This is a genomic window from Mycolicibacterium cosmeticum (genome assembly GCF_000613185.1).
GTDB classification, from domain to species: domain Bacteria; phylum Actinomycetota; class Actinomycetes; order Mycobacteriales; family Mycobacteriaceae; genus Mycobacterium; species Mycobacterium cosmeticum.
Genome location: NZ_CCBB010000001.1, coordinates 2,994,507 through 3,020,170 on the forward strand (window position 1 = coordinate 2,994,507; position 25,664 = coordinate 3,020,170).

Here is a 25,664-nt window from a genome sequence, read left to right on the forward strand (position 1 = left end):
CGGCACGGTAGCACGCGCGGCCTATTCGGTCACGGCACTTTCAAGGACCGATCGGCGCCGGCAACGACGAGGACACCTGCCTACCGGGCCACACCAGCGCCGAGACCGGCCGTTTACTCACCGTGATCGTGATCGCTGTGGTCGTCATGCAGCGGGACCGCGGCTGGGGCTAGAACATCGGGTGAGGCTGGAGCTTCGGCCGGCGTCGGAACTTCGGGTGGTGCCGCCGACTCGCCGACAGGCTCGTTCACTGGCGCCGGGGCGGCCGGTTCGTGGTTGCTGTCAGGGCTATGGACATGCTCGCCGGTCGTCCCAGGGTCATCGTGCTCCTCGGGCTCGACGTCAGCGCCGTGGTGATCGCTATGCGCATCCTCGGGGGTCGCCTCGTGGTGACCACCGTCTGCGCTCGCTGGCCCATGATGGCCGTGCTGCAGACCTGAAGCAACACCCACCGTGGACGCCAGCGCCACCACGCCGACTGCGCCCACGAGCACTACTGCGCTGCCGAACACCGGTACTGGCTCTCCTTGTAGGCCGCGGTGCCACACCCAGCTGGCGCCCATCACGACGTAGATTTGAAGCAACAGTGCGCACAGGTCCGCGGCTTGGATCAGTTCCGCTTCGCCCGCGTGGGGGCCGAACGGGGCTCCCGCGGTCCTGGACACGGCCCACAGAGCAATGGCTCCAAGGTTGAGCATGATGCCGGCAGCAAGCACAGGAGTCGTGGTTCGTGTGAGAACCAACCGTGCCCAGAGCAGTTGGAACAGGGCGATCGATGTGAAAAACACGCCGGCGGGCATCCACTCCTGCCAGTGGGTGGGTACGACGGCGAAGTGGATAACCGCGGCGCCCAGCGAGGCGAGCGCGGCTAGCCGAGCCGCCAACCGACTGTCGGTTTTCATCGCTGTCCTCGGCGCCACCGAACTAGGATGACAGCGCATCGGTGACAGCGGTTGCATGACATCACATCTCAACCCGAACGAGATTCATTCGTCATCAACTACTGTCCTTCTACGTAGATGAGGGCGATGTCAGCTTCTGAGTGTCGACCATCGCCGCTTGACCCTGCGGTAGAACCCGCTCGCACTAAGCTTCGGCGATGTGTCGGTATTGGGTGTCGTTGGTGGCTGCTGAGGAGCGGTCTCAAACATTCGTCCGCTATACAGGTCAGCGCGTCCTGGTGCGCAGTCGGATTTGCAATTGCTGCCGTACTTCGTGGTGGATGTCGACTCTGATGGTCGGGGCAACCTCAAGCGTCGCCGCCAGCCCGTAGCGGACCGGTGCCGCCAAGCGGCCGGCGTCGACGCGGCAGTCAACGTTGATCTCAAGCGCATCGCCCGTTGCGAACGCGACGGCTCGTTGTCCTTCGAGGATCTCGTGTTGCACGGTGCCGTTGCGGGATACACGTGCCTCAGCTTCGTGGCGATCGACCCCCAATGGTTGGCGCGGGGGTTCAAATGACAAGCGCGCCAGGCGATGTCGCCGCGTCACCGTGTTCCGGGATGGGCCACGCCAAGGCGATTTCAGCCGTCGCCACTTGGTCGTGGCGCCCCCATGACGCAAACGGCCTTCCCTCGAAGAAGGTGTGCATAAACTCCGGGGCGGTTCTGGCGGGCAGCTCCCCCGCTGGCGAGCTGGGTGGCCGACTACGTGGTTTCGCGTCACGTGACGGAATGTGGCGACAGTCGACCGAGGGCTGGATCGAACCGCCCGACGACTACGGGTGTGCCGTCGAAAGGGTGGACATAAAAGTGAGAATCTCGGCTGTGGACATCAGATGAGAACGCCGCAATCGGCAAAGCTCAGTGAAACCCAGGTGGACACCAAACCTGAGAAGCCACAGGCGGAGCTCGAGAAGCAACGAAGATGCACAACTGCGCCGGATTGTTGAACAAGATGCCGAGTTCGATGCAAAGGGCGTCGTGTTGGGCGTGGCTCTAGCCGACTACGTCGTCGTCGACGGTGAGATCGAATAGCGCGCGCATGTGAGAGAGAAAGGCTGCATCTTCGACCTGGTCTCGCAGGGCGAGGAATTGGTGTGCCTCTGCGCCCGCGATGAAGCGCAGGGTGTCTGTGGTGTCGGTAGCGGCGGTGAGCCTTGCTCCATCATGGGGCCGACGCGCGACATGATGACGTTGCAGGGAGGCGGCCGGGTCGCTGCGAGGCACGTACGGTGAAGACGCTCCGGTCGCGGGGGCAGTCGGTGTGTGCGTTGTCGTGTCGGCGGTTGAGGTTGCTGGGGGACATGCCGGCAGCAATGGTCACATGCGTCCTCCCGAGGCGTCGATGGTCGCTCCGGTGACGCAGGAGGTGTCGGGGGAGCCGGCGATGGAGCTGAGCGGGACCACCGATGGGCCGCTGTCGGGCGTCTGCCAAGCTGCTCGGTAGCTATTGCCGAGGAGAACGATGTCGACACCACAGGACACTGCGCCGCCCACCGAGGCAGGACATCCACCGGCGCGCGCCTGGACCGCGGTCGTGGTGCTCGCCCTCGTAGGCACCCTCAACTATGTCGATAGATTCCTGCCTGGCGTCCTGGCCGAGCCGATCAAGCAGGACCTCGCGCTGTCCGACACGGCCATCGGTGTCATCAACGGGTTCGGGTTCCTCGTCGTCTACGCCGTGGTGGGCATCCTGATCGCACGTGTCGCCGACCGCGGCGCCTTCGGTGTGGTGATCGCCGGCTGTCTGACGCTATGGGGTTCGATGACCATGCTCGGCGGTGCGGTCCAGTCCGGCCTGCAGCTCGCGCTGACGCGTGTCGGGGTGGCCATCGGCGAGGCGGGCAGCACACCGGCAGCGCACGCCTATGTGGCGCGCAACTTCGCCCCGGACGAGCGATCGGCGCCGCTGGCAGTTACCACGATGGCGATCCCGCTGGCCAGCGCCGCCAGCCTGCTCGGTGGCGGGCTACTCGCCGAAAGCATGGGCTGGCGGGGCGCTTTCGTGACCATGGGCGCCATCAGCGTACTTCTGGCCCCGGTGGTGCTGTGGGTTGTCGGGGTCCGCCAGAGCTTGCCGACTCCGCCACCGCAGAGCGGCGACGCATCGCTGCACTGGTGGCATCTTCTGCGCAAGCGCAGCTTTCTCGCGATGGTGGCTGGGACCGCACTGGTGTCTGCGGCGGGCTACTCGCTGACGACCTTTGCGCCCGCTTTTCTGATGCGTACCCGGGGGATGTCGCTGGGCGAAGTCGGTATCGAGTATGGCCTTCTCACAGGACTTCTCGGAGTTCTGGGGTTGTTCATCGTCGGCCGGATCGCCGACAGGTTGGCAGCCCGCGATCCGCGCTGGTTGCTCTGGATCGTCGTGATTCTGATCGCGGCACTGTTGCCGGCGTCGGTGCTGGCATTCGTTGTCGAGAACCGCGTGTGGTGCGTTTTCCTTCTGGCACTGTCCTATGTCATCGGCATCGCTTATCTGGCGCCATCCATCGCGGCGATACAGCGCTTGGTCCTTCCCGAACATCGCGCGACAGCATCGGCCGTGTTCTTGTTCTTCAACGCAACGCTGGGTGCGGTCGGACCTTTCCTGACCGGCGTGGTCAGCGATTCGCTGGCTGGTGCTTTGGGCACGCAATCACTGGGCCGCGCCCTGCTGATCCTCGTGCCGACCATGCAACTGGTGGCGATCGGCTGTTACGCCCTTGGCGCGCGCCGCTTCCGGCGTGACGTCATCCCGGAATCGTGACGTCCACCGTCACATCAGCGGCTCGGGGGTGAAGGTGACGCGCCTGCCACCCGATGCTGCCGTTCCAAGCCCAAGGCGCCGCCATGGCCATCGAAGACGCCTGGGTACTCGCCGACCAACTCGGCCGGCACGCGCATCCGCGCGAGGCTCTCACGACTACACCCGGCAGCGGTTGCCCCGGACCAGCAAGGTCCAAGCCGAGAGCCGTAACAACGCAGGTCGATTCCACCATGGCAACAGCCTGTACTACCGGCCGTTGCAACTGGCGGCCACACTACGTCCCCAGCTTCTCGCCGAGCGATTCGACTGGCTCTACGGAGAAGACGTCACCCGATGAGGCGCGCCCGATCGCGTAATTGGCGGCAGGTCGGCCAAGTCAGCCGTGTGACCGTGGACGTGATCGACAAGGGTAAGGCACCGAAGTACACACGGTGCCAGTGGTTTTCATCCACGACGCGTGGCATGGCGCCTGGTGTTGGGACGAGCACCTTCTGGATTACTTCGCCGAGAAGGGCTACCGGGCTATAGCTCTCGTTCTGCGTGGATACGGCAACAGCCCCCTGCCCGGGACCAGCCCGCCGATGGCTCTCACTGAAGCGTTCACAGCCATGCATCGAGGAGCGGCGGCCTTCGGGCCGGATACAGCCGGACCGTGCGAAACCGCCTACGCGTCCTCAGGGCTCCTTCTAGGGGCTTTGCGCCTGACGCGCGGAAGCCGGCCGCCTGTCGATACAGCACGACGCCAACGTCGATGAGAAAGGGTCCCTAGGCGGGCTTCATTGTCTTGATTGGAGACCCGGCCCCGGCGGGTTCTCTGTCGGTCGAACTCGGCGGGTACTTCCTCGATGCCGATGAGATCGCGAACGAAGCGACTGCCGCTGGCCTCATGCTGATCGCCAACATGGAGTGCTTGCCTTCTCCTGCCGTTGAATACGCCAGCCGCCGTGGCTACCTGCTATTTCAACGAAACCGAGAAAGCTCTCAATAATGGTGCTGTTTCGCGCCAGGCCTTGATGACCGTGAGCGTCAGGGGTAACCTGACAGATGGTGTCAGGCCACCCCTGACGTAGTGCGGTGCAGAGTGGGGGGACGCATGGGTAATGCCGTGTCGGCGGCGATGTACTGCTCGTTCTGTGGGCTGGAATCGCGTCGTGTCAAGACGCTGATCAGTGGTCACGGCGTGTATATCTGCGACGAGTGCGTGACCAAATGTGTTGCAATTATCGAGGATCGGCCCGATCGGGAGACGCTCCCGTTACGGGACCGTGCGGACTACTCAGAGGACGAATTGCTCGACGAGATCCCGCGCGTAGCAGCGACCACGGCCAACGTCGAGGCAGACCTGCGTGCTCGTGTGGACGAGCTTCGGCAGCGGGGAGTTGCGTGGTCGCGAATCGCTGCGGCGATGGGTGTCACGCGACAGTCCGCTTGGGAACGGTTCAATCACGAATAGTACGTCTGTCGTGCGTGACCGGCCTTCAGGCCCATTACGCGGACGGCCGGGTGGTGGCGAGGCCAGAATCGGACCGATGCGACGATAGACCCTGGCCTGAAAGCAGCGCGGAAATCTTGCTTCGTTTGGCGTCGAGGTCGCGCAGCTGGTCCTCGATGCCACGCAGCGTTTCGCGGATCGTGGCGGCCAGTTGCGGGCACATATCCACATCGTCACCGTTGAGGCAGGGCAGCACTTTCCGGATAGTGTCGGAGCTGAACCCCGCGTCGAGGAGGGCGCGAATGCGCTGCACGGACTCGACGGCCGATTCGGGGTAGTCGCGGTATCCGTTCGTGTGGCGGCGTGATTGCAGCAGCTGCTGCTCCTCGTAATAGCGCAACGACCTGGTGGACACGTTGCAACGTTGCGCGAGTTCGCCGATTCGCATGACCCTCCTGGTGTGACCGCCGCCCCAAGCGCTTGACCTTCACGCGGGTGTGAAGGTTTAGCGTCCAGGTTATGCCAGGCCCCCACCTCGTCGCAGATCCCGACATCATCCGGACCGGAACAGGCTCGCCACTCGTGCTCGCCCACGGGGCCGGGGGGAGTGTCAACGCCAACTTCGGACAAGTGATCGAAGCGATGTCCGGCACCCGCACGCTTGTCGGCATGAATTACCCCGGATCGGGTGCCACGCCCGAAGGCGCAGGGTTGCTGGATCTCGGTGTCCTCGCTGACTCGTTGGTCGGGGCGGCGGTCGACGCCGGGTTCGAGACGTTCCCGATTCTGGGCTTGTCGTTGGGGACAGCGGTTGCTGTGTCGGCCGCCGCGCGCCATCCGAACCGGGTGAGCGGACTGCTCCTTACCGTCGGGTTCGCGCGCGTCGATCAGCAATTGCGACTGGTGGTCGACACGTGGACCGCGTTGGCGGCGAGCGGTGATCGTCAGGCACTCGCCGGTTACCTGGTGAGCCTGTCGTCCCCGGCGGTGCTCGGGAGTCTTGACCGGGCAGCCGCCGACGCGGCTGTCACGATGACGCAGGACAACTATCCCAACGGCGGGGTGAACCAGGCGCGATTGGCGGCATCGGTCGACACGCTTGACGTGTGCCGCGAACTTGCCTTGCCGACAGTCGTTTTCGTCGGTGGGCAGGACCGCATCGTGCTTCCCGAGTCGACTCGCCAGTTGGCTGCGGCGATACCGGGCGCGACGGTGATTGAGTATCCGGACGCCGGGCACATCTTCACCCCCGACGAGGCAGCGGCGTGGATCGACGACATCGGCGAGTTCCTCCGCGCACGCGATCTGTGAAGGCGCCCGCCCTGTTGCAGACAACAGTGTTGTCGGCAGCACTATTCGTGTACCTCACGGCCGAGATGTTCCCGATCGGCGTACTCACCGATATGACGCGGGATCTGCATACCACCGAATCCAATGCCGGTCGGATGCTTACCGCGTACGCCCTGGTCGCGGGGGTTGCGATCCTGCCAACTGTCACGCTGACACGGCGCCTCGACCGTCGCGTCGTGCTCGTCGGAGCCCTTGTTGTGCTCGCGGTGTCGCAGGCAGCACTCGCGATTGCGCCGAACCTTCCCTCTGCGTTGGCGGCCAGGGCGATCGCCGCGATACCCCACGGACTGCTGTGGTCGACCGTGCCGATCGTCGCGGTGTCGCTGGTGCCCAAGAACCGGCAGGGACGGGCGACCGCCCAGGTCTTTCTCGGAGGCTCGGCCGCGTTGGTAGGGGGTGCACCGCTGATGACGGGGCTCGCGTCGTGGATTGGGTGGCGCGCTGCGGCGGGCGCAACGGCGGTGTCGGCAATGCTGCTTGCCGTGCTGTTGTGGGCGGTCTGGTCCGACGTGCAACCGAGCGAAGAAACGACGGATCAGGCACCCCAAGACGCTTCTTGGCTGCTGCCCGTCACCAGGGTCTGTGTTCTCACGGTTGTGGTGGTCACTGCCAGCTATGCACCGTTCACATTCTTCGCAGTCATAGCGCAGCCGTATGGCTTTCACTCCTGGTCACTTGGCGGATTGCAGCTTGCGTTCGGCGCGGCGGGCTTGGTTGCTGTTGCCGGGATCGGAACGCAGATCGACCGCAATCCCCACCGCGCATTGGGGCTGACGGTGACCGGACTGGCGGTGGCATTCGGCGTGCTCGCCCTGGCTCCGCCGACGATGGTGTTCTTCCTCGGCGTGATCCTCTGGGGCGCAGCGCAGGCCTGCGTGGCGCCGACGATGCAGAGTGCGGCGCTGCGTAGTAGCCCGCGCGCCGAGGTAATGGCGTCGGCGCTGTTTGTCCTGGCGTTCCAAGTTGGCATCAGCGCAGGCTCGTTGCTGGGCAGCGTGGTGCTCGACCGCGCAGGGCTTTCGCGGTTATTGGTGGGCGCGCTGCTCGGGCTCATGCCTGTCGTGGCGTTTCTTGTGGCGCAACGCCTTCGGCCGACGGTGGCCGCAGTGACGAAGGAGGTTGGAAAAGGGCCCTCGGGCGCGTCGAGGGCTTGTGGCGCTGTCGCACCCCCACGCCAAACCCGGGCGATGAAACCCGGAAGAGGTCAGTCCTCGCCGAGTGCTTGATCCAGTAGTTGTTTCGGTCTACCAACTTCGCCGCACCCGACCCCAATGCAACTCGCTGCGAGACAGGAACTGATCAATCTCATCTCTTTAGATCCGAGAGGATCGTTGTCAAGGCGTTGAGATCGCGCGCCGTGCGCCGTCAAGCGCGCCTCTCCGAGCAATCCACCCGGCAGGGTGCGCCTATGCCTCACCCAAACTCGGCCGGTAGTCCGCGACCTCGGCCTCAGCGGTGAGCAGCGCACCCAATTCGCCCTCCTGCTGGGCAACAAACACACCGATGACCTGACGGCACACCTCTGGCACGCTGACCCCGCGCATATCCGCAATACGTTTCAACCCGATCAGCATGGACGTCGACACGTGAAACTGTACGGCGAACTGACCGCACGAACCATCCTCGGGCGGTAACCCCGGACCAACGACCACGGGATGCTCCGACCCGAATTCGTCAACTTCCCTACCGCGAGCCCTCTCAACGGACCCACCACCAGCGCCGCCACCAACGCCCTCGTCCGGGCCCCGGAACTCCTCATGGCTGAACAAACCCATTGCGTCCACGCTAGACCTTGCAGAATGCCGATGCCGCCAAGTGAGCGTGTGTGGCGGAATACGAGCTCCCCGGGTCTGACCATCCATCTCGGCGGACTTTCTGTTGCGGGAAGCGGGATTTTATGGCTGCCGAGATGGGTCGTTAGCGTCCGATTCATGGGATGGAATTTTCTGTCGGCCGCACAGCTAACGGTCGCGTTGCGCGCTGGTGAGGTGTCCTCGGTGGAATTGACCGAGGCCGCGATCGCGGAAATTGAGCGGCACGACCGAGCGATCAACGCGATCTGCGTGCGGGACTTCGATCGGGCGCGGCACGCTGCCCGGCTCGCCGACCAAGCCCGTGCGCGTGGTGAAGATCGTGCGTTGCTGGGCATTCCGGTGACGGTCAAGGAGTCCTACAGCGTGGCCGGGCTACCCACGACCTGGGGCCGGCCGGAGAACCGTGGGTTCGTGCCGTCCGAAGACGCTGTCCAAGTGTCGCGGCTCAAGGCCGCCGGCGCGGTGGTGCTGGGCAAGACGAACGTGCCGATGGGGCTGCAAGGTTTGCAGACTCGCAACGAGCTGCACGGCGTGACCAACAATCCGTGGGACCACGGTCGGACGGCGGGCGGATCGTCGGGCGGGTCGGCGGCCGCGCTGGCGTCCGGGTTCGGTGCGCTGTCCATCGGATCCGACCTCGCCGGCTCACTGCGCACGCCCGCGCACTTCTGCGGTGTCTACGGACACAAACCGACACTCGGACTGGCGGCCATGCGCGGTATGACCCCGCCCCGAGCGCCGGCACTACCGGCCGACTCCGACCTCGCCGTCGTCGGTCCGATGGCGCGCGCTCCCGGTGACCTCACACTCCTGCTCGACGTGATGGCCGGACCCGACCCACTGACACACGGTGTGGCACACACGGTGTCGCTGCCACCCCCGCGCCACGAGGTACTCGGGGACTTCCGAGTACTGGTCCTCGAGGAGCATCCGTGTATTGCAACCGGAAACGCGGTGCGTGCCGGTGTCAATCGGGTGGCCGACGCACTCGTCTCCAGTGGTGCCTGGGTTGAACGGCACAGCTCGCTGTTACCCGATCTGGCCGAAGCCGCCTCGCTGTTCACGCTCCTGCTGTTCTCCGGTTCGGTGGCGCGCTTCCCCATTGACGGATACGACATCTTGCGCACCCGCGTTGCGCTTTTGAGCGCGGAGGACGACAGTTTGAACGCGGCGCGGCTGCGCGGAATGGTCTTGAGCCATCGCGACTGGATCGAGGTGACCCACCGTCGCGAGATCCATCGGCATGGCTGGCGGCAGCTGTTCGGCGAGTTCGATGCCGTGGTGTGTCCGATCACGCCGACTCCCGCGTTCCCGCACGACCCCAACCCAGATCTGTTGGGATGCCGGATCGACATCGACGGCGTCGACTACGCGTTCATCGACCAACTCGTGTGGGCTGGTCTGGCAACGATGCCCGGCCTGCCCGCTACCGCCATACCTGCGGGCCGATCCGCCGAGGGATTGCCGGTAGGGGTGCAGCTCATCGGTCCTATGTTTGAGGACCGCACTCCACTACGGCTGGCCGAGCTGCTCGAACAGCAGATCGGCGGCTTCCAACAACCGAGTTCCGGCGTTGCGCCGGTTGCCTGGCGCGGCCCCCGAACACCCTCGGGCGGCACGGCCGGCGGCGCCGTGCGCACAACCGCGCCAGCTGCGTCCACGCGTCCGCGTCATGCCTCCGCCACCCCCCAAACAGCCGGTGCCACCATCAGTCGTAGATGACATCGAGTCCACGCCGCCGAAGGTCGGCCAGGCCATCACGCATCGCTTGAAGCTGTTCGGGCGTATGCCCCACCCAGTCGGTCAGCTCCCAATAATCTTCACGGGCTGCCGCGTGCGGTAGGAACGCGTCGGGTTTCCGGGGAGCTTCTTGTCCGTGACGTTCGGGTCATCCTCCAACTCCCCTTCCGGTTCCACGATGTATATCCTGCAGCGGCCTTCGCCCGCCGCCAGTTCGGCACCCCATACCGCCGCGTCCAGCGTTTGGGTGACGTAGACGTGGTTCATGACCCGCGCTTGGTCGTAATTCGACCGATGCCCCGGTACCAGCCGATCGCCCACCGCCAGGTCTGCTTTGGTGCCGTGAAGATAGGCGCCTGATTCGTGGACTTCAAAGGGTTTTGGCGTGCTGTTCACAACATCCCTTCCATCGTTGTTTCGCGGTCCGAGGATTGTGCGGCATATCGGGGGGCTTGCGGCAAGGCCCCCTATCTGCCATAAATTGAGAGTGGGCAGAGGGCCAACCCCACACGGCTCTCGCCGGCGGTGCTCACATCCGCATGAAGGGCAACGGCACCGCGTAACTGCACCGTGAATGCGGCTGCCGATGTGCTGAGCACGCGTTGTTGCGACGAGAAATGGTGTCGGAGTGTCGATACGCGCCGCGCGTCACCGACGCCGAGCCGCCTGGTTGACGGCAAGGAACTAGATCGATCAAGGATCTCCGCAGCAACTGCAGATCTGTTGCGCAAACGAATGAAGCAATGTAAATCGTTGGTATTCAAGACATCTGCGTCCTCATCGTCGTCTGAATGGATGCCCTGGGAACTTGCCTACCTCGATGGCCTCAAAGGCTCCCGCATATCGATCATGCCCATTGATGACGGGGGCGTCGGAATGAAGGGACAGGAGTACCTCGAGTTATACCCAGCCATCGAGAAGCTGCCCAGCGTGGGCGGAGGATCGGTGGCCGCGGCAGTGAACGCCAAAGGCAGTTACATGAGGCGGAAGGACTTCGCCGCCGGCATTCCGCGGCGCACTACGTGCTACCCGGTAGTGCGATGTGGGCGCCAGCCCTCCCCGATCTTGGCCGGTGGCAGCAATGAAACGACGTCCTGCGAGGGGCAATCTCAAAGGTGTCAACAGGTTACGCCGAGATCGGCCCACGAGACTCGGCACTAGAGAGGAATAGATTGTGAAGATTCGCTACATGGCCCCGGTGGTCGTTGCCGCAGCGGCAGCTGCAATCGGGTTCGCTCCCTCCGCATTGGCTCAGGACTCCTCGTCCGCGACCCAGGGCGCGATCACCCCCTCCTACGTGGCGACGCCGGGACAGTCGGCGCTGAACGCCGCGGCGCTGCAGCAGCCGTTCGGCGGAGACACGTCGGCCCTGCTCTTCCACCACTGATCCGCACACCCGGGCGGAATGTCGTGTCCGTCAGAAGCGTCATCGCCGCACTCGCCGGAGGGCTCGTCGACTTCACGCCGATCACAGTGGCCGCACCGCTGTTCCTGGCCGACGGACCGACGTCGACAGCGCCTTCGCACAGGACGCGCAGATCTCAGCGGAGACGGGTGCCCGTCGGGGGGTGCGGGTTTCGGCGCGGATGGCGGGGTCGGGGATGGCGCCTCGCCCTGACGACAGACTTCGTCACTGTGGCGAATCGACTGCGTCGCCCCTGCCGTCTCGGTGGTCGGAACAGGTGGACAGGCAGTGGCCGGGAAGATGACCACTGGGAAATGAGGTAGTCGGTGAGACAAAGCTCGGGGCTACTGTCGTGTGACAGTTCATAAAGGCCCAGGTCAGCCGCGTGTGAAATGCAACGGGCCGTCAGAACCTACAGTAAAAGGGGCGGTAGTACTTCGATCGGCTCACGCCATGCCTTCGGCTCCGGCTCCGGGCGGGAGCAGTGTGGGCGGCCGCCATCATCGCGAGGACACCGCGTTAGGTTCGTGCGGAGTTCATCCATTCGCGGAGCCAGGGCAACACCACTTCGTCAGCTGAATTCGACGCGTCAAGTTCCACTGCACGCTGTGCCGGCGGATCCAGTTCGGGACAACTGATTGCACTGGACATCGGCCATGGACGACGAGACTCCCATCGCCGGCGGTTCAGTGGTGCAGCGCTGCCAGTGTCTCTACGGCCACCTTCTTGCCACTCTCGATGGCCCCGTCGATGAATCCGGCCCAACCTTCGGCATAGTCAGAACCGGCAAGGCGCACCCGCCCGCGAGCCGACCGCGTTGCGTTGTGAACGGCTTCGAGTTGGTTGGGCCGCAGCATCGGCCAGGTTTCGCCGGACAACGCGTCAGCCACCCAGTCGTGGCCATCGACCGCCACCACCTCCAGATCGGGGATCCATTGGCGCAGCGCGGTTTCGACAGCGCGTTGATCGGTGACGTCTATCTTCCGCGCGTCGGCGCCGAACGCCACGATCAAGCTGTCGTCGTCGAGGTCGCCTTCGTACTGGAAGAAGTTCAACGGGCACGAACTGGGGCCAAGCGCCGCCACCGCGCCTACTGACCCCCTCACACGAACCCATACCTTGCAGCCCGTGGACGCCTGGCCCTCGCGCGCCACGGCGGCCAGCGCCGATGGCAGAGCGGGCGCGAACTCGATGCTGCTGAGGATGTTCAACGGCAGCGTGACCACGACCTGTCGCGCGGTCAGGACTTCACCGGTGCTGAGTTCCACCCGAGCCCCCTCGGTGTCGCTGATGATGCCCCGGACGCGCGAGTTGAGCCGCACCTGCGCAGTGCTCTGCGCGGCGATTGCATCCAGCAACGATTTCGTTCCGCCGGCCAGCTTGTACGTCGCGCACGCCTCGAACAGCAGTCGCCAATTCCCGCCGGTCAGCGCGCACCAGCGCAATCCCTGGGTGTAGGCCGCCACCGTGGGTGACCCGCTGAAGTTCAGCGCCCACATGCCCTCGACCAGCGCGTGCTGTTCCTCATCCAGGCCGAGCGCCTCGATCTTCTCCGCGATGGTGAGGTGATCGATCGACTTCACCGCGTCGGTGACCGGGTGGATCCGGAAAGGATTGGGGAACACCTCGGCAGAGCCCGCCAGCACCGCCGACATCCCAGGATCCAACAGCGCGAACATTTCCTCGGCAGTGCCACGTCTGACCTGACCACCCGCGCGCCACAGTGCCGTGGTGGGGCTGGGACTGCTGGTCAACGGAAGACCGAAACGCTCGACCTCCGCCCAGACATGCGGCTGGGACCAATGCACCCATGTTCCCCCGATTTCCAGCGACTTACCCAATGCGCTCGGCCGTGTCCAGGTCCGCCCGCCGAGACGGTCACGAGCCTCTACCACGATGACCGACGCGCCGCGCTGGGTCAGCTCCCGCGCCGCGGTGATACCGGCAAATCCACCACCGACGACCACGACGTCGGCTGCGAAGCGTGACATAGGAGAATCCTTCCTGCCGTGCGTGGGGTCACGGCCCACCTGGCCGTCACGGTTGGGCAGCCGGGAGCGGAAATGTTCAGTCGACGGGGTAGGAGGTGTCGTTGAGGACGGTGAACCTGCTGTCGAAGGGCAGGTGTACCGGCTCCAGGGTCGGCCCGTTCCAACAAAACATGCGACCGATCGAGCGGCGGTTGGTGAGATCGATGACGACTATCGACTCGACGGGCATCACCGTCTCACTCCAGTGGAGGATCACGATGCCGTCGGCGAGTTCGAACACCTGAATCGGATCGACATCGGCGAGGCCCGCCTCGCCGCCGTTGATGCAGTGCCACACGAATGTTCCGGCATTGAGATAGATGTGCTCGTACTGCTCGGTGGGACTGTAGCGGTAGAAGATCCGCTTGCCGACCAGTGCGGTGGAAGGCTGACGGGGCTCGATGGGCCCGGCGCCGGTGATGCGGCCGTTGATGAAGTCCGTCCGCATGCGGATTGCCCCGTTACGGTCGGTGAACGACGAGTCTGCGACGGTCACCTTGCCGTCGGCACGGTCGATGATCATCGACACGTCGCTTGCGCCGGCGCCCTCGCCCTTGACGAAATCGACGAAGAAGATGCCGGCGCGGACTTCAACAGCTCGGTATGGGTGAGTGCCGGTCGCCCCTGCGCCGTCCCCGGCCGTGATCGTCCACGTGACCTGGCCGGCCTCGAAACGGTGTCTGATCACCCAGCCATTGTCGAACTCGATGTCGATGTCCGGCCCCTCCAGTGCGGCACTGGCGGGAAGGCTCGGCTCGCCGAATCCGTCGAGCATGGTGGCGACGGCAGGCCAGTCGTCGGTCGGCACATAGCCCTGCTCCTGGGTGTTCATGTTGTCTCCTCGTGGGATCGACGGTGCAACGAGCGGACGACGCCGAAGACAGTGTTGTCTCGACCACTGCGCACCTAAGCACTTGCTTAAATCACACTTAAGCAAGTGCTTAGTTTCCTGTCAAGGGTCAATATGCCGAGGCGTCCTGGGTGCTTATGCTGTGACCGTGAAGCGCGCGACTAGAAGTGTGAATTACGGGGAAGGTCGGGAGGCCCTTCTCCATGCTGCTGTGCAGGTGGCGGCCGAAAAAGGCTTGCGCGGTCTCACATTTCGCGCGGTCGCTCTGGAAGCGGGCGTGAACAACACGCTGATCGCCCACCACTTCGGCTCGCGGGACAACCTCTTGGCGGCGGCGTTGGAATGGAGCGTCGATCGCTCCATGGCGGGTGCCGACTTGTCGGAATACGCCAGTGATCCGGCCGTCTTTCGAAACGCACTGGTAGAGAACGTATTGTCTGAGCCGGAACTCGCCACGTTCCAGTACGAGATGATCTTGGAGGCGCGCAGACGCCCGGAGCTGCGACCGATCGTCCGAGAGCTCTATCGCAGGTACGTGGACAAGATCGCGGCGGGCAGACTCCATAATCTTCCGCACGCCGCGGATGGCTTGGATCTGGCGCTGTTCGCGGCGCTCGACGGGCTGATGCTCCAGTACATCTGCGGATCCATCAGCGAGGCCCAGGTGGCCGAAGCCGTCGACGCCCTTGCCCTTGCCGTCAACAGCAACGCTGCCGTCGCGACTGACTGACAAGGTGTAGCGGCCCTGTGCACTGTGCCGCGATTGGCCAGCAGCACAGACGTCTTTGACCTAGAGGCCAGGCGCAGACGGTGTGACGGTGAGATGATCGACGAAGGCAATGGTGCCGGGATCCACCGCCTGGAGGCCACCGTCGACCGGCAGCACGGCGCCGTTGACATAGGACGCGGAGGGCGAGAGCAACCATGCGATGACGTCGGCCACCTCGGTCGCATGCGCCGGCCGGGGCACCGGCGACAGGCCGTGGCAAGCCGGTAGGCCGCCTCATCGGAAGTGCCTCGCAGCCTGCCCAATTCGGCCATCTCCCCGTCGGCCATCTCGGTGCGTGTCCACCCCGGGCAGACGACGTTCGCGCGAAGCTCCTGCGGCCCGTAGTCCACGGCCACGGATTGGATGAGCATCGACAACCCCGCTTTGGAGGTGTTGTACGCAGGGGTGCCTGCCGATGCCCGCAGCGCACTCAGTGACGACACCCCGACCACCGCACCCCGGGACTCGACGAGATGGGGAACGGCGTGGTGAAGCAGACGGAATGGCGCAGTCAGATTGGTCGCGAATGTTGCCGCCCAGTCCTGTTCCGATATTGCAGCGACCGGTCCGGGCCGATTGACACCCGCATTGAGGACCAACCCGTCGAGCCGTCCGAATCGCGTGACGGTGTCTTCGAGCATGGAGCGGATCGCCTCAGGGTCGGTGACATCGACTGCCGCAGGGTGAGCGCCGGTATGCCTGGCGACCTGTTGCAGTGCGCCGAGACGTCGACCGCAGATGATGACGGTCCAGCCGCGATCGGCCAGGGTGCTCGCACTAGCCGCTCCGATACCGCTGCCGCCGCCGGTGACGACGGCGACCTTGCCCACACCGGATTTGTCCGTGGTGGCCGTCATCTACGTGCGTCCTTCAGAGTCCCTCGGCATCAGACGAGTTCGGCTTCGTAGTCGATGCCGGGACGCACGATCGCCCAGAGATACCCGGCCACGGCGAGTACGGGAATCAACACCAACAACCATTTGGCAATGCCCCCCTGCCCACCCAGCAGCACGTCGTAGTTCGTGATCGCAAGGTAGGCAACGCATCCGAAGCCGGCGATGGCCAGCACGGGACCCACGATCGTGACCCATGGATTCTGCTCCAGCCGGGTACGGATGAAGAAGGTGACGATCGCCACCGACGTCGCGATCAGAATCGCAATGAGCGCGACGGTGCCCAACGACAGCAGCCAGCTGAAAGTGACCGATATCGGGTCGGCGCCGGCGAGCTCGAAGCCCGCCAGGATCACCGCCAGCAGTGCACTGACCGACAGCGCGGCCGCTGTCGGGCTGCCTGACCTGGGCGATGCGTCACCCAGACGGCTCGGCAGAACATGCGCGCGTCCGAGAGCGAAGACATAGCGCGCGAACATGTTCTGGAAACCGATGAGCATCGCGATGAAGCTGCTGACGACGAGAATCTCCATCACCGCGCTCAGCCACGGACCAACCTCGCGTTCGGCGATGGCGAACACGAAACCGGCGGGATCAGCTGCCGCCGCGGCCTGCACGGAATCGCTTCCTGCGGCGTTCCCGAGGGCCCACGCGCTCAGGGCATAGAACCCGCCGATGAAACCGATCGAGCCGTAGACGGCGCGGGGGATTGTCCGACGCGGTTGTTTGGCTTCTTCGGAGAAGACCACTGTTGCCTCGAACCCGGTGAAGCAGGCGAATGCGAACAGGAACGCAACGCCGAGGCCTGGGCCGAAGAGTCCCGCCGGGGAGAACGCGGTCAGCGAGTTCCCCGACGCCCCACCGCCCGAGATGATGGCGGTGTCCAGCACCACGAACGCACCGATCTCCAATGCCACCAGGATGCCGAGCACCTTCAGGCTCAGATCGACTCCCTTCACCACGAGCCCGGTGACCACGATGAGCGTGCCGAAGAGAATGACCCAGCGCGGGATGTTCACGCCCAGCTTTCCGGCGAGCAACGATTGCGCGAAGACCGAGAATTGTGACCACAAAGCCGCTTGCAAGGTACCGTAGAACAGGATTGCCAAAGCAGCGCTGGCGGTTGCCACCCGGCAGCCGAGCCCTCGCGCGATGTAGGCGACGAAGCCACCGGCGTTGGTGATGTGGCGGCTCATGGCGACGTAACCGACTGAGAACACCGCGAACAACAGTGCTGCGAGAAGGTACACCATGGGTGCCGTCGGCCCCTGAGCGGAGAACACGATCGGCGAGGCACCGACGAGGGCAGCCATCGGCGCAACTGCGGCGACGACGAAGAAGATGATCGCGCCGGCCCCTAGGCGGCCGGGCCGCAGCCCGGCTCGGTCAGGGTTGTGCGGCGGAGTTGGTTGTGCTCCGGGGTTATTGCTGGAGGGTGATGCTTCGAGGTTCGACATGGATGACTCCGAGTTGAGAGATCGTGGTTGCTATGGGTTAGGTCAGCCGTTGATGACCTGAGGTACCGACACTCCCTTCAAACCCTCGACACCGAATTCCAGCCCGTAGCCGGACTTCTTGATTCCGCCGAACGGAATCATCGGATGTACTCCGCCATGAGAGTTGATCCACACGGTGCCCGCCTGCAACCGCGTGGCCACGGTGCGCGCGGACTCCGGGTTCGCCGACCACACCGACGCGCCGAGGCCGGTGTCGAGATCGTTGGCCATCGTGATCGCGCGGTCCAGGTCGTCGTACCGGACGATGGGCAGGGCTGGGCCGAACTGCTCCTCGACGACAAGGGGATTCGTGTTGTCGATGTCGGCCACCAACGTCGTCGGATAGAAGTTGCCGACGGCTTGATGGTCAGGGTCGCCGCCGATCAGGACGGTGGCGCCGGCGCGACGTGCCGCTTCCACTAGCCTGGCCACGATGTCGAACTGCTTCCTGTTCTGCAGCGGGCCCAGAACATTGGCCTCATCGAGGCCGCGACCCATCGGCATCTTCGCGGCGACCTCGACCAGCGCGGCGCACACATCGTCGTAGACGTCGGTGTGCACGTACAGGCGCTTCAACGCCGCACATGTCTGTCCGGTGTTGATGAAGGCGCCCCAGAACAGATCCTCGGCGATCGCGCGCGGATCCACGTCTGGTAACACGATACCGGCGTCATTGCCTCCCAGTTCGAGCGTCAAGCGCTTCACCGTGTCGGCGGAGGCTTTGATGATCGCCTGACCGGTCGTAGTCGATCCCGTGAACATGAGCTTGCCGACGTCGGGGTGACTGGACAGCCGCTGCCCGAGGTCTCCTCCGCCGGGCAGCACCTGCAAGACGTCCTCGGGCAGAGCCTGGTTGATCACGTGCGCTAGGGCGAGCACGCTCAAAGGCGTGTATTCCGACGGTTTTACTACGACGCTGTTGCCCATCCGGAGGGCGGGTGCGATCTGCCATGTCGTGATCATCATGGGCCAGTTCCACGGACCGACGGCGCCGACGACCCCGATGGGTCGATAGTGCAGTTCGGCGTGACCGCTGTCGTCGTCGAGGAGAACCTCGCCGGGCAGCGTGGTGGCGGCAGTCGCGCGTAACCAGCTCGCGCAGGCGCCGACTTCGAAACGGGCGTTGGGTCCGTTGAGCGGCTTACCCTGTTCGCGCGACAGCAGTTCGGCCAGCGGTTCCGCGACGGCGTCGATCGCGTCGGCGGCTCGGAGTAGATCCGCCGCGCGGTCCTCGTCGCGTCTCTCGGCCCAGGAGCGCTGCGCGAGGCGTGCCCGCTCGATCGCAGAGTCGAGTTCGTCGACGGTGCGAAACCGCACCTTTCCCACGAGTTGTCCGGTGGCCGGATCCAGGATCTGCTGGCCGTTGGCGTCAGCGACCCGGTCGAGGAGTGTGTCGCAGGTGATGGTCATGATGCGTCCTTGGTCGATTCGTTGGCTGTAGCAGAACTGGTGGAACACGCCTACGCGCGGACGGCGGCGGCCCTAATAGCTGGCATGTCTGCGCCGATCGGCATGCGTGATGAATTGTTCGGCGAGGGTTTCGGATCCGCGAGCGAGAAGCGCGACATCGGCCCCCACGAGGAGGAACGAAGCCCCGGCCTCGACGTACTGTTTGGCCTGAGCCGGCACAAAGGCATTGACGCCGACAGCTTTTCCCGCAGCTCGCACGTGGGTGAACGCCTGCTCCACCCGTGCCACCACTTCCGGGTGCGTCTGCTGTCCGATCAGTCCCATCGAGGCGGCGAGATCGCTGGGGCCGACGAAGACACCGTCGATACCAGGCGTTTCCGCGATGGCGCGGGCGTTGTCGATCCCGACGGAGGTCTCGATCTGTACCAGGACCGACACGTGTCGGGCGCCATCGGGCAGATAGTCCTCGACACGATTCCAGCGAGCGGAGCGGGCCAGAGCACTCCCCACGCCCCGGACGCCCACGGGTGGATACTGGGCGGCCGCGGCAACCGCACGCGCCTGCTCGGCGGTGGAAACCATGGGCACGAGGACGGTCTGCGCACCGAGATCCAACACCTGCTTGATGATCACCGGGTCCCCGATGGGTACCCGTACCACGGGGGTCACGCTGTATCCGGACACTGCATGCAGCTGTGCCAGAACCGATTCCAGCCCGTTGGGTGCGTGCTCCATGTCGATCAAGACCCAGTCCAGACCGGAACCGGCCATGATCTCCGCCGATGTCACCGAGCCCATGCAGATCCACCCTCCGTACAGGGCACGGTCGGCGCCGGCGAGTGCATCGCGCAGAGTGCCGGTCAGACGAAGCGACATGAGATGGTTCCCATCGGTCCGTAGTCGGCGAGCACGGTGTCACCCGGGTGCACCCACATCGGGCGCGTGAACGACCCCGCGAGCACCACCTCACCTGCCTCGAGACGGTCGCCGTGTTGGGCGAGCTTGTTGGCCAGCCACGCCACGCCCGCGGCGGGGTGATTGAGGACCGCTGCTGCGACCCCGGATTCCTCGATGGTCTCGTTGCGATACAGCAGAGCCGAGACCCAACGCAGATCCACCGTGCCAACGTGGACCGCGTTGCCTCCGTAGACGATTCCGCCCATCGCGGCGTTGTCACTGATGGTGTCGACGATGGTCCGCCCCGCCATCTCGATGCGTGAGCTCAGGATCTCCAACGCCGGCACGACGTACTCGGTGGCACGCAGCACATCGAAAATGGTGGCGTTGGGCCCGTCGATCGCGGCCTTCAGGACGAAGGCCAGCTCGACTTCGATCCGGACGTTGGAGAAGCGATCGTGCTCGATCACCGATCCGTTGTCGAAAACCATGTCGTCGAAGATCGCGCCGTAGTCAGGCTCCGTGATGCCGGTCGCGGCCTGCATCACTTTGCTCGTCAGTCCGATCTTGCGGCCGACCAGACGGCGGCCCGCCGCCAGCCCCCGACGGCGCCATTCGTTCTGTACGGCGTAGGAATCCTCGACCGTCATGTCCGGATACCGCTGGGTCAACAGCGGCACCGTGACACGGTCACGCTCGGCAGCGGCCAACTCGTCGGCGATGGCCGTTATGGTCTCGGGAGCGAGCATCAGACCTCCAATTACGTCGGGCGATTCACTACAACTGGGCGCCGAGCTTGTACTCGCCCTTCTTCCAGTCGGGCATGTCTTCATCGGGACTGCGGGTGTAGGAGAAGCCGTCGGCGCCGATGGTGACGTCCATTTCGCGCGCATCGGTGCGAGCCCGCACCGGTTGGGGGTTTCCGTCGAGGTCGAGCACCAGCGAGGCGTCGGTGTACCAGCTGGGCACCACGGGAGTGCCCCACCAGTCGCGGCGTTGGTTGTCGTGTACGTCCCAGGTGACCACCGGGTTGTCGGGGTCACCGGTGTAGTAGTCCTGGGTGTAGATCTCCACTCGGTGACCGTCGGGATCGCGCACATAGAGGTAGAACGCGTTGGACACCCCGTGACGACCGGGTCCGCGTTCGATGCGGTCTGACATCCGCAGCGCGCCCATCTTGTCGCAGATGGCGATGATGTTGTGCTTCTCGTGAGTGGCGAATGCGACGTGATGCATCCGGGGTCCGTCGCCGCCCGTCATGGCCGTGTCGTGGACCGTAGGCTTGCGCCGCATCCACGCGGCATAGACGGTGCCTTCGTCATCCTGGATGTCCTCGGTCACACGGAAACCCAGATCCTCCATGTAGGCAACGGCTTTGGGGACATCTGGCGTCACCTGATTGAAGTGGTCCAGACGCACGAGTGCTCCTGGTGTGTACAGGTCGTAACGCCACGCGAGCCGCTCGACATGGTCGACGTCGTAGAAGAATTCGTAGGGGAAGCCGAGTGGATCCTCCACCCGCACCGAATCGCCGATGCCCTTCGTGAACCCTTCGGCGCGGCGTTCCACCCGGCAGCCGAGTTCGGTGTAGAACGAGACAGCCTTGTCGAGGTCTTGCGGCGTGCGAACGCGGTAGGAGAACGCGGCAACGGCCGCTACCGGTCCCTGGCGCAGCACGAGGTTGTGGTGGATGAACTCCTCCAGACTGCGCAGATAGACGGTGTTGTCGTCCTCTTCGGTGACGTGCAGATCCAGGACGTCGACGTAGAAGTCCCGTGACCGGGAGAGGTCGGTCACCACGAGTTCCATGTACGCGCAACGTAAGACGTCAGGTGGGGGAGACGTGGGAGTGGTGATGTGCTCGCGGGCGGTGATCGGGCTCTCCGTGGTGACAACCGGCCCGGGGTGCGTTGTGCTCATGGATCTGTTCCTCGAAGGTGGTGATGTTTGACGGGTGGTTCGTTGAGGCGAGGATCGCCCCGTGGCTGCGTGTCGGCTTAGGCCTTGCCGAAGGTCGGGTTGTGCACCTTGCCCAGCGTGATGTGGACGGCTTGCTGGTCGGTGTAGAAGTCGATCGACCGGTAACCGCCCTCATGGCCGAGACCGGAGGCCTTGACCCCTCCGAACGGGGTTCGCAGGTCGCGCACATTGTTGGAGTTCAGCCAGACCATGCCCGCCTCGATCGACTGGGCGAAATTGTGTGCCCGCTGTAGATCGTTGGTCCAGACGTAGGCGGCAAGGCCGTATCGCACACCGTTGGCGAGAGCCAATGCCTCCTCGTCGGTGTCGAACGGGGTGATGGCTACGACGGGGCCGAAGATCTCCTCTTGGAAGATCCTCGCGTCGGGTGGCACGTCGGCGAATACGGTGGGGGCGACGAAGTTTCCGTCAGGGAGGCCGTCGGGTCGACCGCCACCGGCGACCAGCCGTCCCTCGGTCTTGCCGATCTCGACATAGCTCAGCACCTTGGCGTAGTGCTCGGGGTGTACGAGGGCTCCGACTTCCGTCTTCGGGTCGTGCGGGTAGCCGACGACGACCCGCTGAGCTTGGGCGGCGTAGCGGGAGACGAACTCGTCGTAGACGGATCGTTGGACCAGGATTCGGCTGCCGGCGGTGCACCGCTCCCCGTTGAGCGAGAAGACGCCGAAGATGGTCGCGTCGATCGCGGCGTCGAGGTCGGCGTCGGCGAACACGATCGCCGGGCTCTTACCGCCGAGTTCCATGGACAGGCCCTTGAGGAACGGCGCCGCGTTGGCGAAGATCAGCTGCCCGGTGCTGCTCTCTCCGGTGAAAGAGATCAGCGGTACATCAGGGTGTCTCACCAAGGCGTCTCCGGCGTGCTCACCAAATCCGTTGACGAGGTTGAACACGCCGTCGGGCAGGCCGGCCTCTTCGAAGATGCCCGCCCACAGCGAGGCGGAGAGCGGAGTGAACTCGGCGGGCTTGAGGACCACGGTGTTGCCCGTCGCCAGAGCGGGCCCCAGTTTCCATGACTCGAGCATGAAGGGGGTGTTCCACGGCGTGATCAGGCCCGCGACTCCGATGGGTTTGCGGTTGACGTAGTTGATCTGACGGCCGGGCACCTTGTAGGTGTCATCGGCCTGAGCCACGATCAGATCAGCGAAGAAGCGGAAGTTCTCGGCTGCACGACGCGCTTGGCCGAGGGCCTGGGTGATGGGCAGGCCGGAATCGAAGGACTCGAGCTCTGCGAGCCGGGCGTCGCGTGACTCGACGATGTCAGCGATGCGGTGCAGGACGCGGGAACGTTCGCGCGGCAACATCTTCGGCCACGGACCCTCGGTGAAGGCGACCCGTGCCGCGGCAACCGCGCGGTCGATGTCGGCCTTCTTCCCGGCCGCGGCCTGGACGTAGGTCTTGTTGGATACCGGGTCGAGAACATCGAAGGTGTCACCGTCGAGGGAGTCGACGAAGCTGCCGCCGATGTAGTGCTGCAGATGATCCGGCAGATCTGCGGGCATGTGGCGGACTGCGGGCGAGGTCACGGTCTCGGTCATTGTTGCTTCCTGTTCGGGTTCAGGCCGGGAGGCCGAAGGTGTCACCGGGGTGTTCGTGAGCCATGTAGGCGTCGAGGGTCGCGGTGCGGTGCCGGCGTGCGGCGTTCTCGATCTCTGCCAGCGGCGCGCCGGCTTCGATCAGATCGACGATCGCGTCGTGTTCGCAGACAGATTCGTGTGCGCGGCCCGGCACGAACGAGAACGTCGACGAGCGAAGGTGGCCCAGACGGGCCCATTCCGCCTGCACCAGGGCAACCATCCGGGCGTTGACGCACTTGGTGAAGAGGATCGCGTGGAATTGCTGGTTGAGCGTGGTGAACAGCAACGGATCAAAGTGGTCGAGCGTTGCGACCATCTGCCGGTTGATCGCACGCGCCTCGCGCAGATCGTCGGCGCTCAAGCGACGCGCGGCCAGGGCCGTGGTGGCGCCCTCCAGGACGCTCAGGGCCAACATGCTGTCCCGGTACTGTGCTTCGTCGACCATCGCGACCTGGGCGCCCACGTTGTGCTCGAACGTCACAAACCCCTCGGCCTCGAGCTGGCGTATGGCTTCACGCACGGGGACGACGCTCATGCCGAGTTCCTTGGCGATCGCGCCGAGGACCAACCGGTAGCCGGCGGTGTACTCGTTGCGCGCGATGCGCTCCTTGATCCACTGGTACGCCTGCTGCGACTTGCTCTGTCGCGCTGCGCCGTTCACTGATTCTCGCGCCACTGGGTGAACCTCTGCTTCCATTCGGCGTTTGGTGGGAACAGCTCTTCGACAGGATGACCGGCAGCGACCTGCTCGGCCACCCATCCGTCCTGAATCTCTTGTTCGAGCGCCGCGTCGGCGACCTCCTCGGCGAGCGCGGGTGGAATGACGATGACCCCGTCCCCGTCGCCGACGATGACATCCCCGGGCTGCACCGTCGCTCCACCGCAGGCGATGGTCAGATCGAAGTCCCAGGGCACGTGCCGTCGACCCAGCACAGCCGGATGGGCGCCGGCCGCGAACACCGGCAGCCCGATGGTTGCCACCGCGTCACGATCGCGCACGCCACCATCGGTGACCACACCGGCCGCTCCACGGGTTTTTGCGCGGAGCGCCAAGATGTCACCCAGCGTTCCGGATCCGGTCTCCCCGCGAGCCTCGATGACGATCACCTCACCGGGTGCGACGGCGTCGAAGGCCTTCTTCTGGGCGTTGTAGCCGCCGCCGTGAGCGGCGAACAGGTCCTCACGGTTGGGCACGAAGCGCAGCGTTCGCGCGGTCCCCACCAATTTGGTGCCCGGCGCCAGCGCGGACACCCCGTCGATCGATACGTTGTTCAGGCCGCGTTTGCGCAGTTGCTGCGACAAGCCCGCCACGGGCGCGGCGAGCAGTTTGCGGCGCAACTCGTCACCGAGCGCCGGAGTCCGCGTCTCGACGGCAAGGCCCGCGGCTTCGCGCGACCCCCATGCCTCGGCGCGTTGGACGTCATCGACGCTGGGCCCGGATCCCAGCTGCGGATCGAACTCGTCGGTGCCTTCGACGACGGTCGTGATCAACCGTCCCGAGGACGGAGCCCCTGCCGTCGCCGGCGCGTCGACCTCGACCTCGACCACATCACCGGGTACCACCACGGACGAGCCCGCCGGCGTACCGATCAGGATCACGTCTTCGGGCTCGAGCGTGAAGTGCTGCGAGAGGTCGGAAATCAGTTGCGCGCAGGGGAACAGCAAGCGATCGGTCCCGTCCTGCTGTGCCAATTCACCGTTGACCCACGTCCGCACACGCAGCCCGGCGGGGTCGACCGTACGGGCGTCGATGAGGTCGGGACCCAGCGGGGTGTAACCGTCGCGTCCCTTCGACCGGACATTGGAGCCCTTGTCATTGGCGCGAAGGTCGTAGAGACCGAAGTCGTTGGCAGCGGTGACTGCGCGGACGTGGTTCCAGGCGTCCGCGATCGGTACGCGGCGAGCGCGAGTGCCGATCACCAGGGCGACCTCGCCCTCGTAGGCCAGCAACTCGGTTCCCGCCGGCCGCTCCACGGTTCCGCCACTCGCCCCGATGGAACTGGACGGTTTGAAGAAGTACGACGGATGCATCGGATGGCGCCCACGCTGCTCGGCGCGAGAGATGAAGTTCAGGTGGATGGCGATGATCTTTCCCGGCCGAAACCGCGAGGCTGCTGGGGAGGGTTCGGTGCTGACGCTGCGGTCGGCGCTCATGCTGCTCCTTTCGACCGGTGGTTGCATCGTATTCGAAATCGTATATCATCTGTGACGTAGGTCGCAAGCCATGGAAAGCACGCACCACCCCACCTCGGGCGCCACGTGCGCGCCGCAACTCCATATCGCCCACGGGGCCGGACCGCGATGCCGTTCCCGCGCTTGTATCCACCACGAGTA

The 25,664-nt window shown here is 64.9% G+C and carries 23 protein-coding genes and 2 pseudogenes; 9 read left to right on the top strand and 16 right to left on the bottom strand.

Annotated elements, in window-relative coordinates:
- Positions 1-113: 113 nt before the first annotated feature.
- Positions 114-902 (bottom strand): hypothetical protein, encoded by a 789-nt coding sequence (locus BN977_RS14465; protein WP_234709557.1) that lies wholly within the window; start codon positions 900-902, stop codon positions 114-116.
- A gap of 292 nt (positions 903-1,194) precedes the next feature.
- Here BN977_RS14465 and BN977_RS33095 point away from each other — a divergent pair, with 292 nt between their 5' ends.
- The 4 genes from BN977_RS33095 to BN977_RS14485 all read left to right on the top strand — a co-directional run bounded on the left by BN977_RS33095 (position 1,195) and on the right by BN977_RS14485 (position 5,143).
- A complete protein-coding gene (locus tag BN977_RS33095) occupies positions 1,195-1,461 on the top strand; it encodes a hypothetical protein (RefSeq protein ID WP_036397995.1) in 267 nt (88 codons plus the stop codon).
- Between the two features lie 945 nt (positions 1,462-2,406).
- Entirely contained in the window at positions 2,407-3,690 is a 1,284-nt protein-coding gene (locus BN977_RS14480) for a spinster family MFS transporter (protein WP_036397997.1), read from the top strand.
- 437 nt (positions 3,691-4,127) lie between these two features.
- Positions 4,128-4,445: an alpha/beta fold hydrolase gene (locus BN977_RS33630; protein WP_338100704.1), complete on the top strand. Its 318-nt coding sequence runs from the start codon at positions 4,128-4,130 to the stop codon at positions 4,443-4,445.
- A 338-nt stretch (positions 4,446-4,783) separates the two neighbouring features.
- Positions 4,784-5,143 (top strand): ClpX C4-type zinc finger protein, encoded by a 360-nt coding sequence (locus BN977_RS14485; RefSeq protein ID WP_024452426.1) that lies wholly within the window; start codon positions 4,784-4,786, stop codon positions 5,141-5,143.
- Positions 5,144-5,177: 34 nt separating this feature from the next.
- On the opposite strand, the gene BN977_RS14490 is transcribed toward BN977_RS14485, so the two are convergent.
- On the bottom strand, positions 5,178-5,570 hold the full coding sequence (locus BN977_RS14490; protein WP_051561375.1) for a MerR family transcriptional regulator: 393 nt from the start codon (positions 5,568-5,570) through the stop codon (positions 5,178-5,180).
- A gap of 71 nt (positions 5,571-5,641) precedes the next feature.
- Here BN977_RS14490 and BN977_RS14495 point away from each other — a divergent pair, with 71 nt between their 5' ends.
- Entirely contained in the window at positions 5,642-6,433 is a 792-nt protein-coding gene (locus tag BN977_RS14495; RefSeq protein ID WP_051561377.1) for an alpha/beta fold hydrolase, read from the top strand.
- Complete coding sequence (locus BN977_RS14500; protein ID WP_036397998.1) at positions 6,430-7,698, top strand: MFS transporter; 1,269 nt, start codon at positions 6,430-6,432, stop codon at positions 7,696-7,698. Before BN977_RS14495 ends, BN977_RS14500 begins: the two co-directional genes overlap by 4 nt.
- Positions 7,699-7,878: 180 nt before the next feature.
- Here the strand turns inward: BN977_RS14500 and BN977_RS14505 are convergent, their stop codons facing one another.
- Positions 7,879-8,247 carry a hypothetical protein gene (locus BN977_RS14505; protein WP_036399152.1) on the bottom strand — a complete coding sequence of 123 codons (369 nt, stop codon included), beginning with the start codon at positions 8,245-8,247 and terminating at the stop codon, positions 7,879-7,881.
- A gap of 156 nt (positions 8,248-8,403) precedes the next feature.
- On the opposite strand from BN977_RS14505, the gene BN977_RS14510 reads away from it, so the two are divergent.
- On the top strand, positions 8,404-10,008 hold the full coding sequence (locus BN977_RS14510) for an amidase (RefSeq protein ID WP_084172507.1): 1,605 nt from the start codon (positions 8,404-8,406) through the stop codon (positions 10,006-10,008).
- Here BN977_RS14510 and arr read toward each other — a convergent pair.
- Positions 9,995-10,422, bottom strand: a pseudogene (arr, locus tag BN977_RS14515) (NAD(+)--rifampin ADP-ribosyltransferase). The gene BN977_RS14510 and the pseudogene arr overlap by 14 nt on opposite strands.
- Before the next feature lie 778 nt (positions 10,423-11,200).
- Between arr and BN977_RS14520 the strand changes: the two are divergent.
- The gene (locus BN977_RS14520; RefSeq protein WP_024452419.1) at positions 11,201-11,413 is read left to right on the top strand and encodes a hypothetical protein; all 213 of its coding nucleotides are present in this window, start codon (positions 11,201-11,203) and stop codon (positions 11,411-11,413) included.
- Between the two features lie 704 nt (positions 11,414-12,117).
- On the opposite strand, the gene BN977_RS14525 is transcribed toward BN977_RS14520, so the two are convergent.
- Both BN977_RS14525 and BN977_RS14530 read right to left on the bottom strand, forming a co-directional pair.
- Positions 12,118-13,398, bottom strand: coding sequence for a flavin monoamine oxidase family protein (locus BN977_RS14525; RefSeq protein WP_234709559.1), 1,281 nt, complete (start codon positions 13,396-13,398; stop codon positions 12,118-12,120).
- A 100-nt stretch (positions 13,399-13,498) separates the two neighbouring features.
- Positions 13,499-14,269, bottom strand: coding sequence for a MoaF C-terminal domain-containing protein (locus BN977_RS14530; RefSeq protein WP_207384144.1), 771 nt, complete (start codon positions 14,267-14,269; stop codon positions 13,499-13,501).
- A 190-nt stretch (positions 14,270-14,459) separates the two neighbouring features.
- On the opposite strand from BN977_RS14530, the gene BN977_RS14535 reads away from it, so the two are divergent.
- The gene (locus tag BN977_RS14535) at positions 14,460-15,041 is read left to right on the top strand and encodes a TetR/AcrR family transcriptional regulator (protein ID WP_206666838.1); all 582 of its coding nucleotides are present in this window, start codon (positions 14,460-14,462) and stop codon (positions 15,039-15,041) included.
- A 60-nt stretch (positions 15,042-15,101) separates the two neighbouring features.
- On the opposite strand, the gene BN977_RS33475 is transcribed toward BN977_RS14535, so the two are convergent.
- The 10 genes and pseudogenes from BN977_RS33475 to BN977_RS14580 form a co-directional block, all read right to left on the bottom strand.
- On the bottom strand, positions 15,102-15,254 hold the full coding sequence (locus BN977_RS33475; protein ID WP_268817627.1) for a hypothetical protein: 153 nt from the start codon (positions 15,252-15,254) through the stop codon (positions 15,102-15,104).
- Between the two features lie 161 nt (positions 15,255-15,415).
- A pseudogene (locus BN977_RS33480) lies at positions 15,416-15,937 on the bottom strand (SDR family NAD(P)-dependent oxidoreductase); the annotation flags it as partial.
- A 29-nt stretch (positions 15,938-15,966) separates the two neighbouring features.
- Positions 15,967-17,430 carry an APC family permease gene (locus tag BN977_RS14545; RefSeq protein WP_051561381.1) on the bottom strand — a complete coding sequence of 488 codons (1,464 nt, stop codon included), beginning with the start codon at positions 17,428-17,430 and terminating at the stop codon, positions 15,967-15,969.
- Between the two features lie 42 nt (positions 17,431-17,472).
- Entirely contained in the window at positions 17,473-18,879 is a 1,407-nt protein-coding gene (locus BN977_RS14550) for an aldehyde dehydrogenase family protein (RefSeq protein WP_036398002.1), read from the bottom strand.
- A 72-nt stretch (positions 18,880-18,951) separates the two neighbouring features.
- Positions 18,952-19,755: an HpcH/HpaI aldolase family protein gene (locus BN977_RS14555; RefSeq protein ID WP_036398003.1), complete on the bottom strand. Its 804-nt coding sequence runs from the start codon at positions 19,753-19,755 to the stop codon at positions 18,952-18,954.
- Positions 19,740-20,525: a 2-oxo-hept-4-ene-1,7-dioate hydratase gene (hpaH, locus tag BN977_RS14560; protein ID WP_036398004.1), complete on the bottom strand. Its 786-nt coding sequence runs from the start codon at positions 20,523-20,525 to the stop codon at positions 19,740-19,742. Before hpaH ends, BN977_RS14555 begins: the two co-directional genes overlap by 16 nt.
- A 28-nt stretch (positions 20,526-20,553) precedes the next feature.
- Complete coding sequence (gene hpaD / locus BN977_RS14565; protein ID WP_036398005.1) at positions 20,554-21,696, bottom strand: 3,4-dihydroxyphenylacetate 2,3-dioxygenase; 1,143 nt, start codon at positions 21,694-21,696, stop codon at positions 20,554-20,556.
- Between the two features lie 77 nt (positions 21,697-21,773).
- The gene (hpaE, locus tag BN977_RS14570) at positions 21,774-23,291 is read right to left on the bottom strand and encodes a 5-carboxymethyl-2-hydroxymuconate semialdehyde dehydrogenase (protein ID WP_036398007.1); all 1,518 of its coding nucleotides are present in this window, start codon (positions 23,289-23,291) and stop codon (positions 21,774-21,776) included.
- A gap of 19 nt (positions 23,292-23,310) precedes the next feature.
- A complete protein-coding gene (locus BN977_RS14575) occupies positions 23,311-24,027 on the bottom strand; it encodes a GntR family transcriptional regulator (RefSeq protein WP_051561383.1) in 717 nt (238 codons plus the stop codon).
- Entirely contained in the window at positions 23,988-25,484 is a 1,497-nt protein-coding gene (locus BN977_RS14580; RefSeq protein WP_036398010.1) for a fumarylacetoacetate hydrolase family protein, read from the bottom strand. Before BN977_RS14580 ends, BN977_RS14575 begins: the two co-directional genes overlap by 40 nt.
- Positions 25,485-25,664: the final 180 nt, after the last annotated feature.

Bases quoted from the DNA above. Each gene is read 5' to 3' on its own strand.
- BN977_RS14465 (WP_234709557.1), bottom strand. From the start codon at position 902: ATGAAAACCGACAGTCGGTTGGCGGCTCGGCTAGCCGCGCTCGCCTCG.
- BN977_RS14480 (WP_036397997.1), top strand. From the start codon at position 2,407: ATGTCGACACCACAGGACACTGCGCCGCCCACCGAGGCAGGACATCCA.
- BN977_RS14485 (WP_024452426.1), top strand. From the start codon at position 4,784: ATGGGTAATGCCGTGTCGGCGGCGATGTACTGCTCGTTCTGTGGGCTG.
- BN977_RS14490 (WP_051561375.1), bottom strand. From the start codon at position 5,570: ATGCGAATCGGCGAACTCGCGCAACGTTGCAACGTGTCCACCAGGTCG.
- BN977_RS14495 (WP_051561377.1), top strand. From the start codon at position 5,642: ATGCCAGGCCCCCACCTCGTCGCAGATCCCGACATCATCCGGACCGGA.
- BN977_RS14505 (WP_036399152.1), bottom strand. From the start codon at position 8,247: ATGGGTTTGTTCAGCCATGAGGAGTTCCGGGGCCCGGACGAGGGCGTT.
- BN977_RS14510 (WP_084172507.1), top strand. From the start codon at position 8,404: ATGGGATGGAATTTTCTGTCGGCCGCACAGCTAACGGTCGCGTTGCGC.
- BN977_RS14545 (WP_051561381.1), bottom strand. From the start codon at position 17,430: ATGTCGAACCTCGAAGCATCACCCTCCAGCAATAACCCCGGAGCACAA.
- BN977_RS14550 (WP_036398002.1), bottom strand. From the start codon at position 18,879: ATGACCATCACCTGCGACACACTCCTCGACCGGGTCGCTGACGCCAAC.
- BN977_RS14555 (WP_036398003.1), bottom strand. From the start codon at position 19,755: ATGTCGCTTCGTCTGACCGGCACTCTGCGCGATGCACTCGCCGGCGCC.
- hpaH (WP_036398004.1), bottom strand. From the start codon at position 20,525: ATGCTCGCTCCCGAGACCATAACGGCCATCGCCGACGAGTTGGCCGCT.
- hpaD (WP_036398005.1), bottom strand. From the start codon at position 21,696: ATGAGCACAACGCACCCCGGGCCGGTTGTCACCACGGAGAGCCCGATC.
- hpaE (WP_036398007.1), bottom strand. From the start codon at position 23,291: ATGACCGAGACCGTGACCTCGCCCGCAGTCCGCCACATGCCCGCAGAT.
- BN977_RS14575 (WP_051561383.1), bottom strand. From the start codon at position 24,027: ATGGAAGCAGAGGTTCACCCAGTGGCGCGAGAATCAGTGAACGGCGCA.
- BN977_RS14580 (WP_036398010.1), bottom strand. From the start codon at position 25,484: ATGAGCGCCGACCGCAGCGTCAGCACCGAACCCTCCCCAGCAGCCTCG.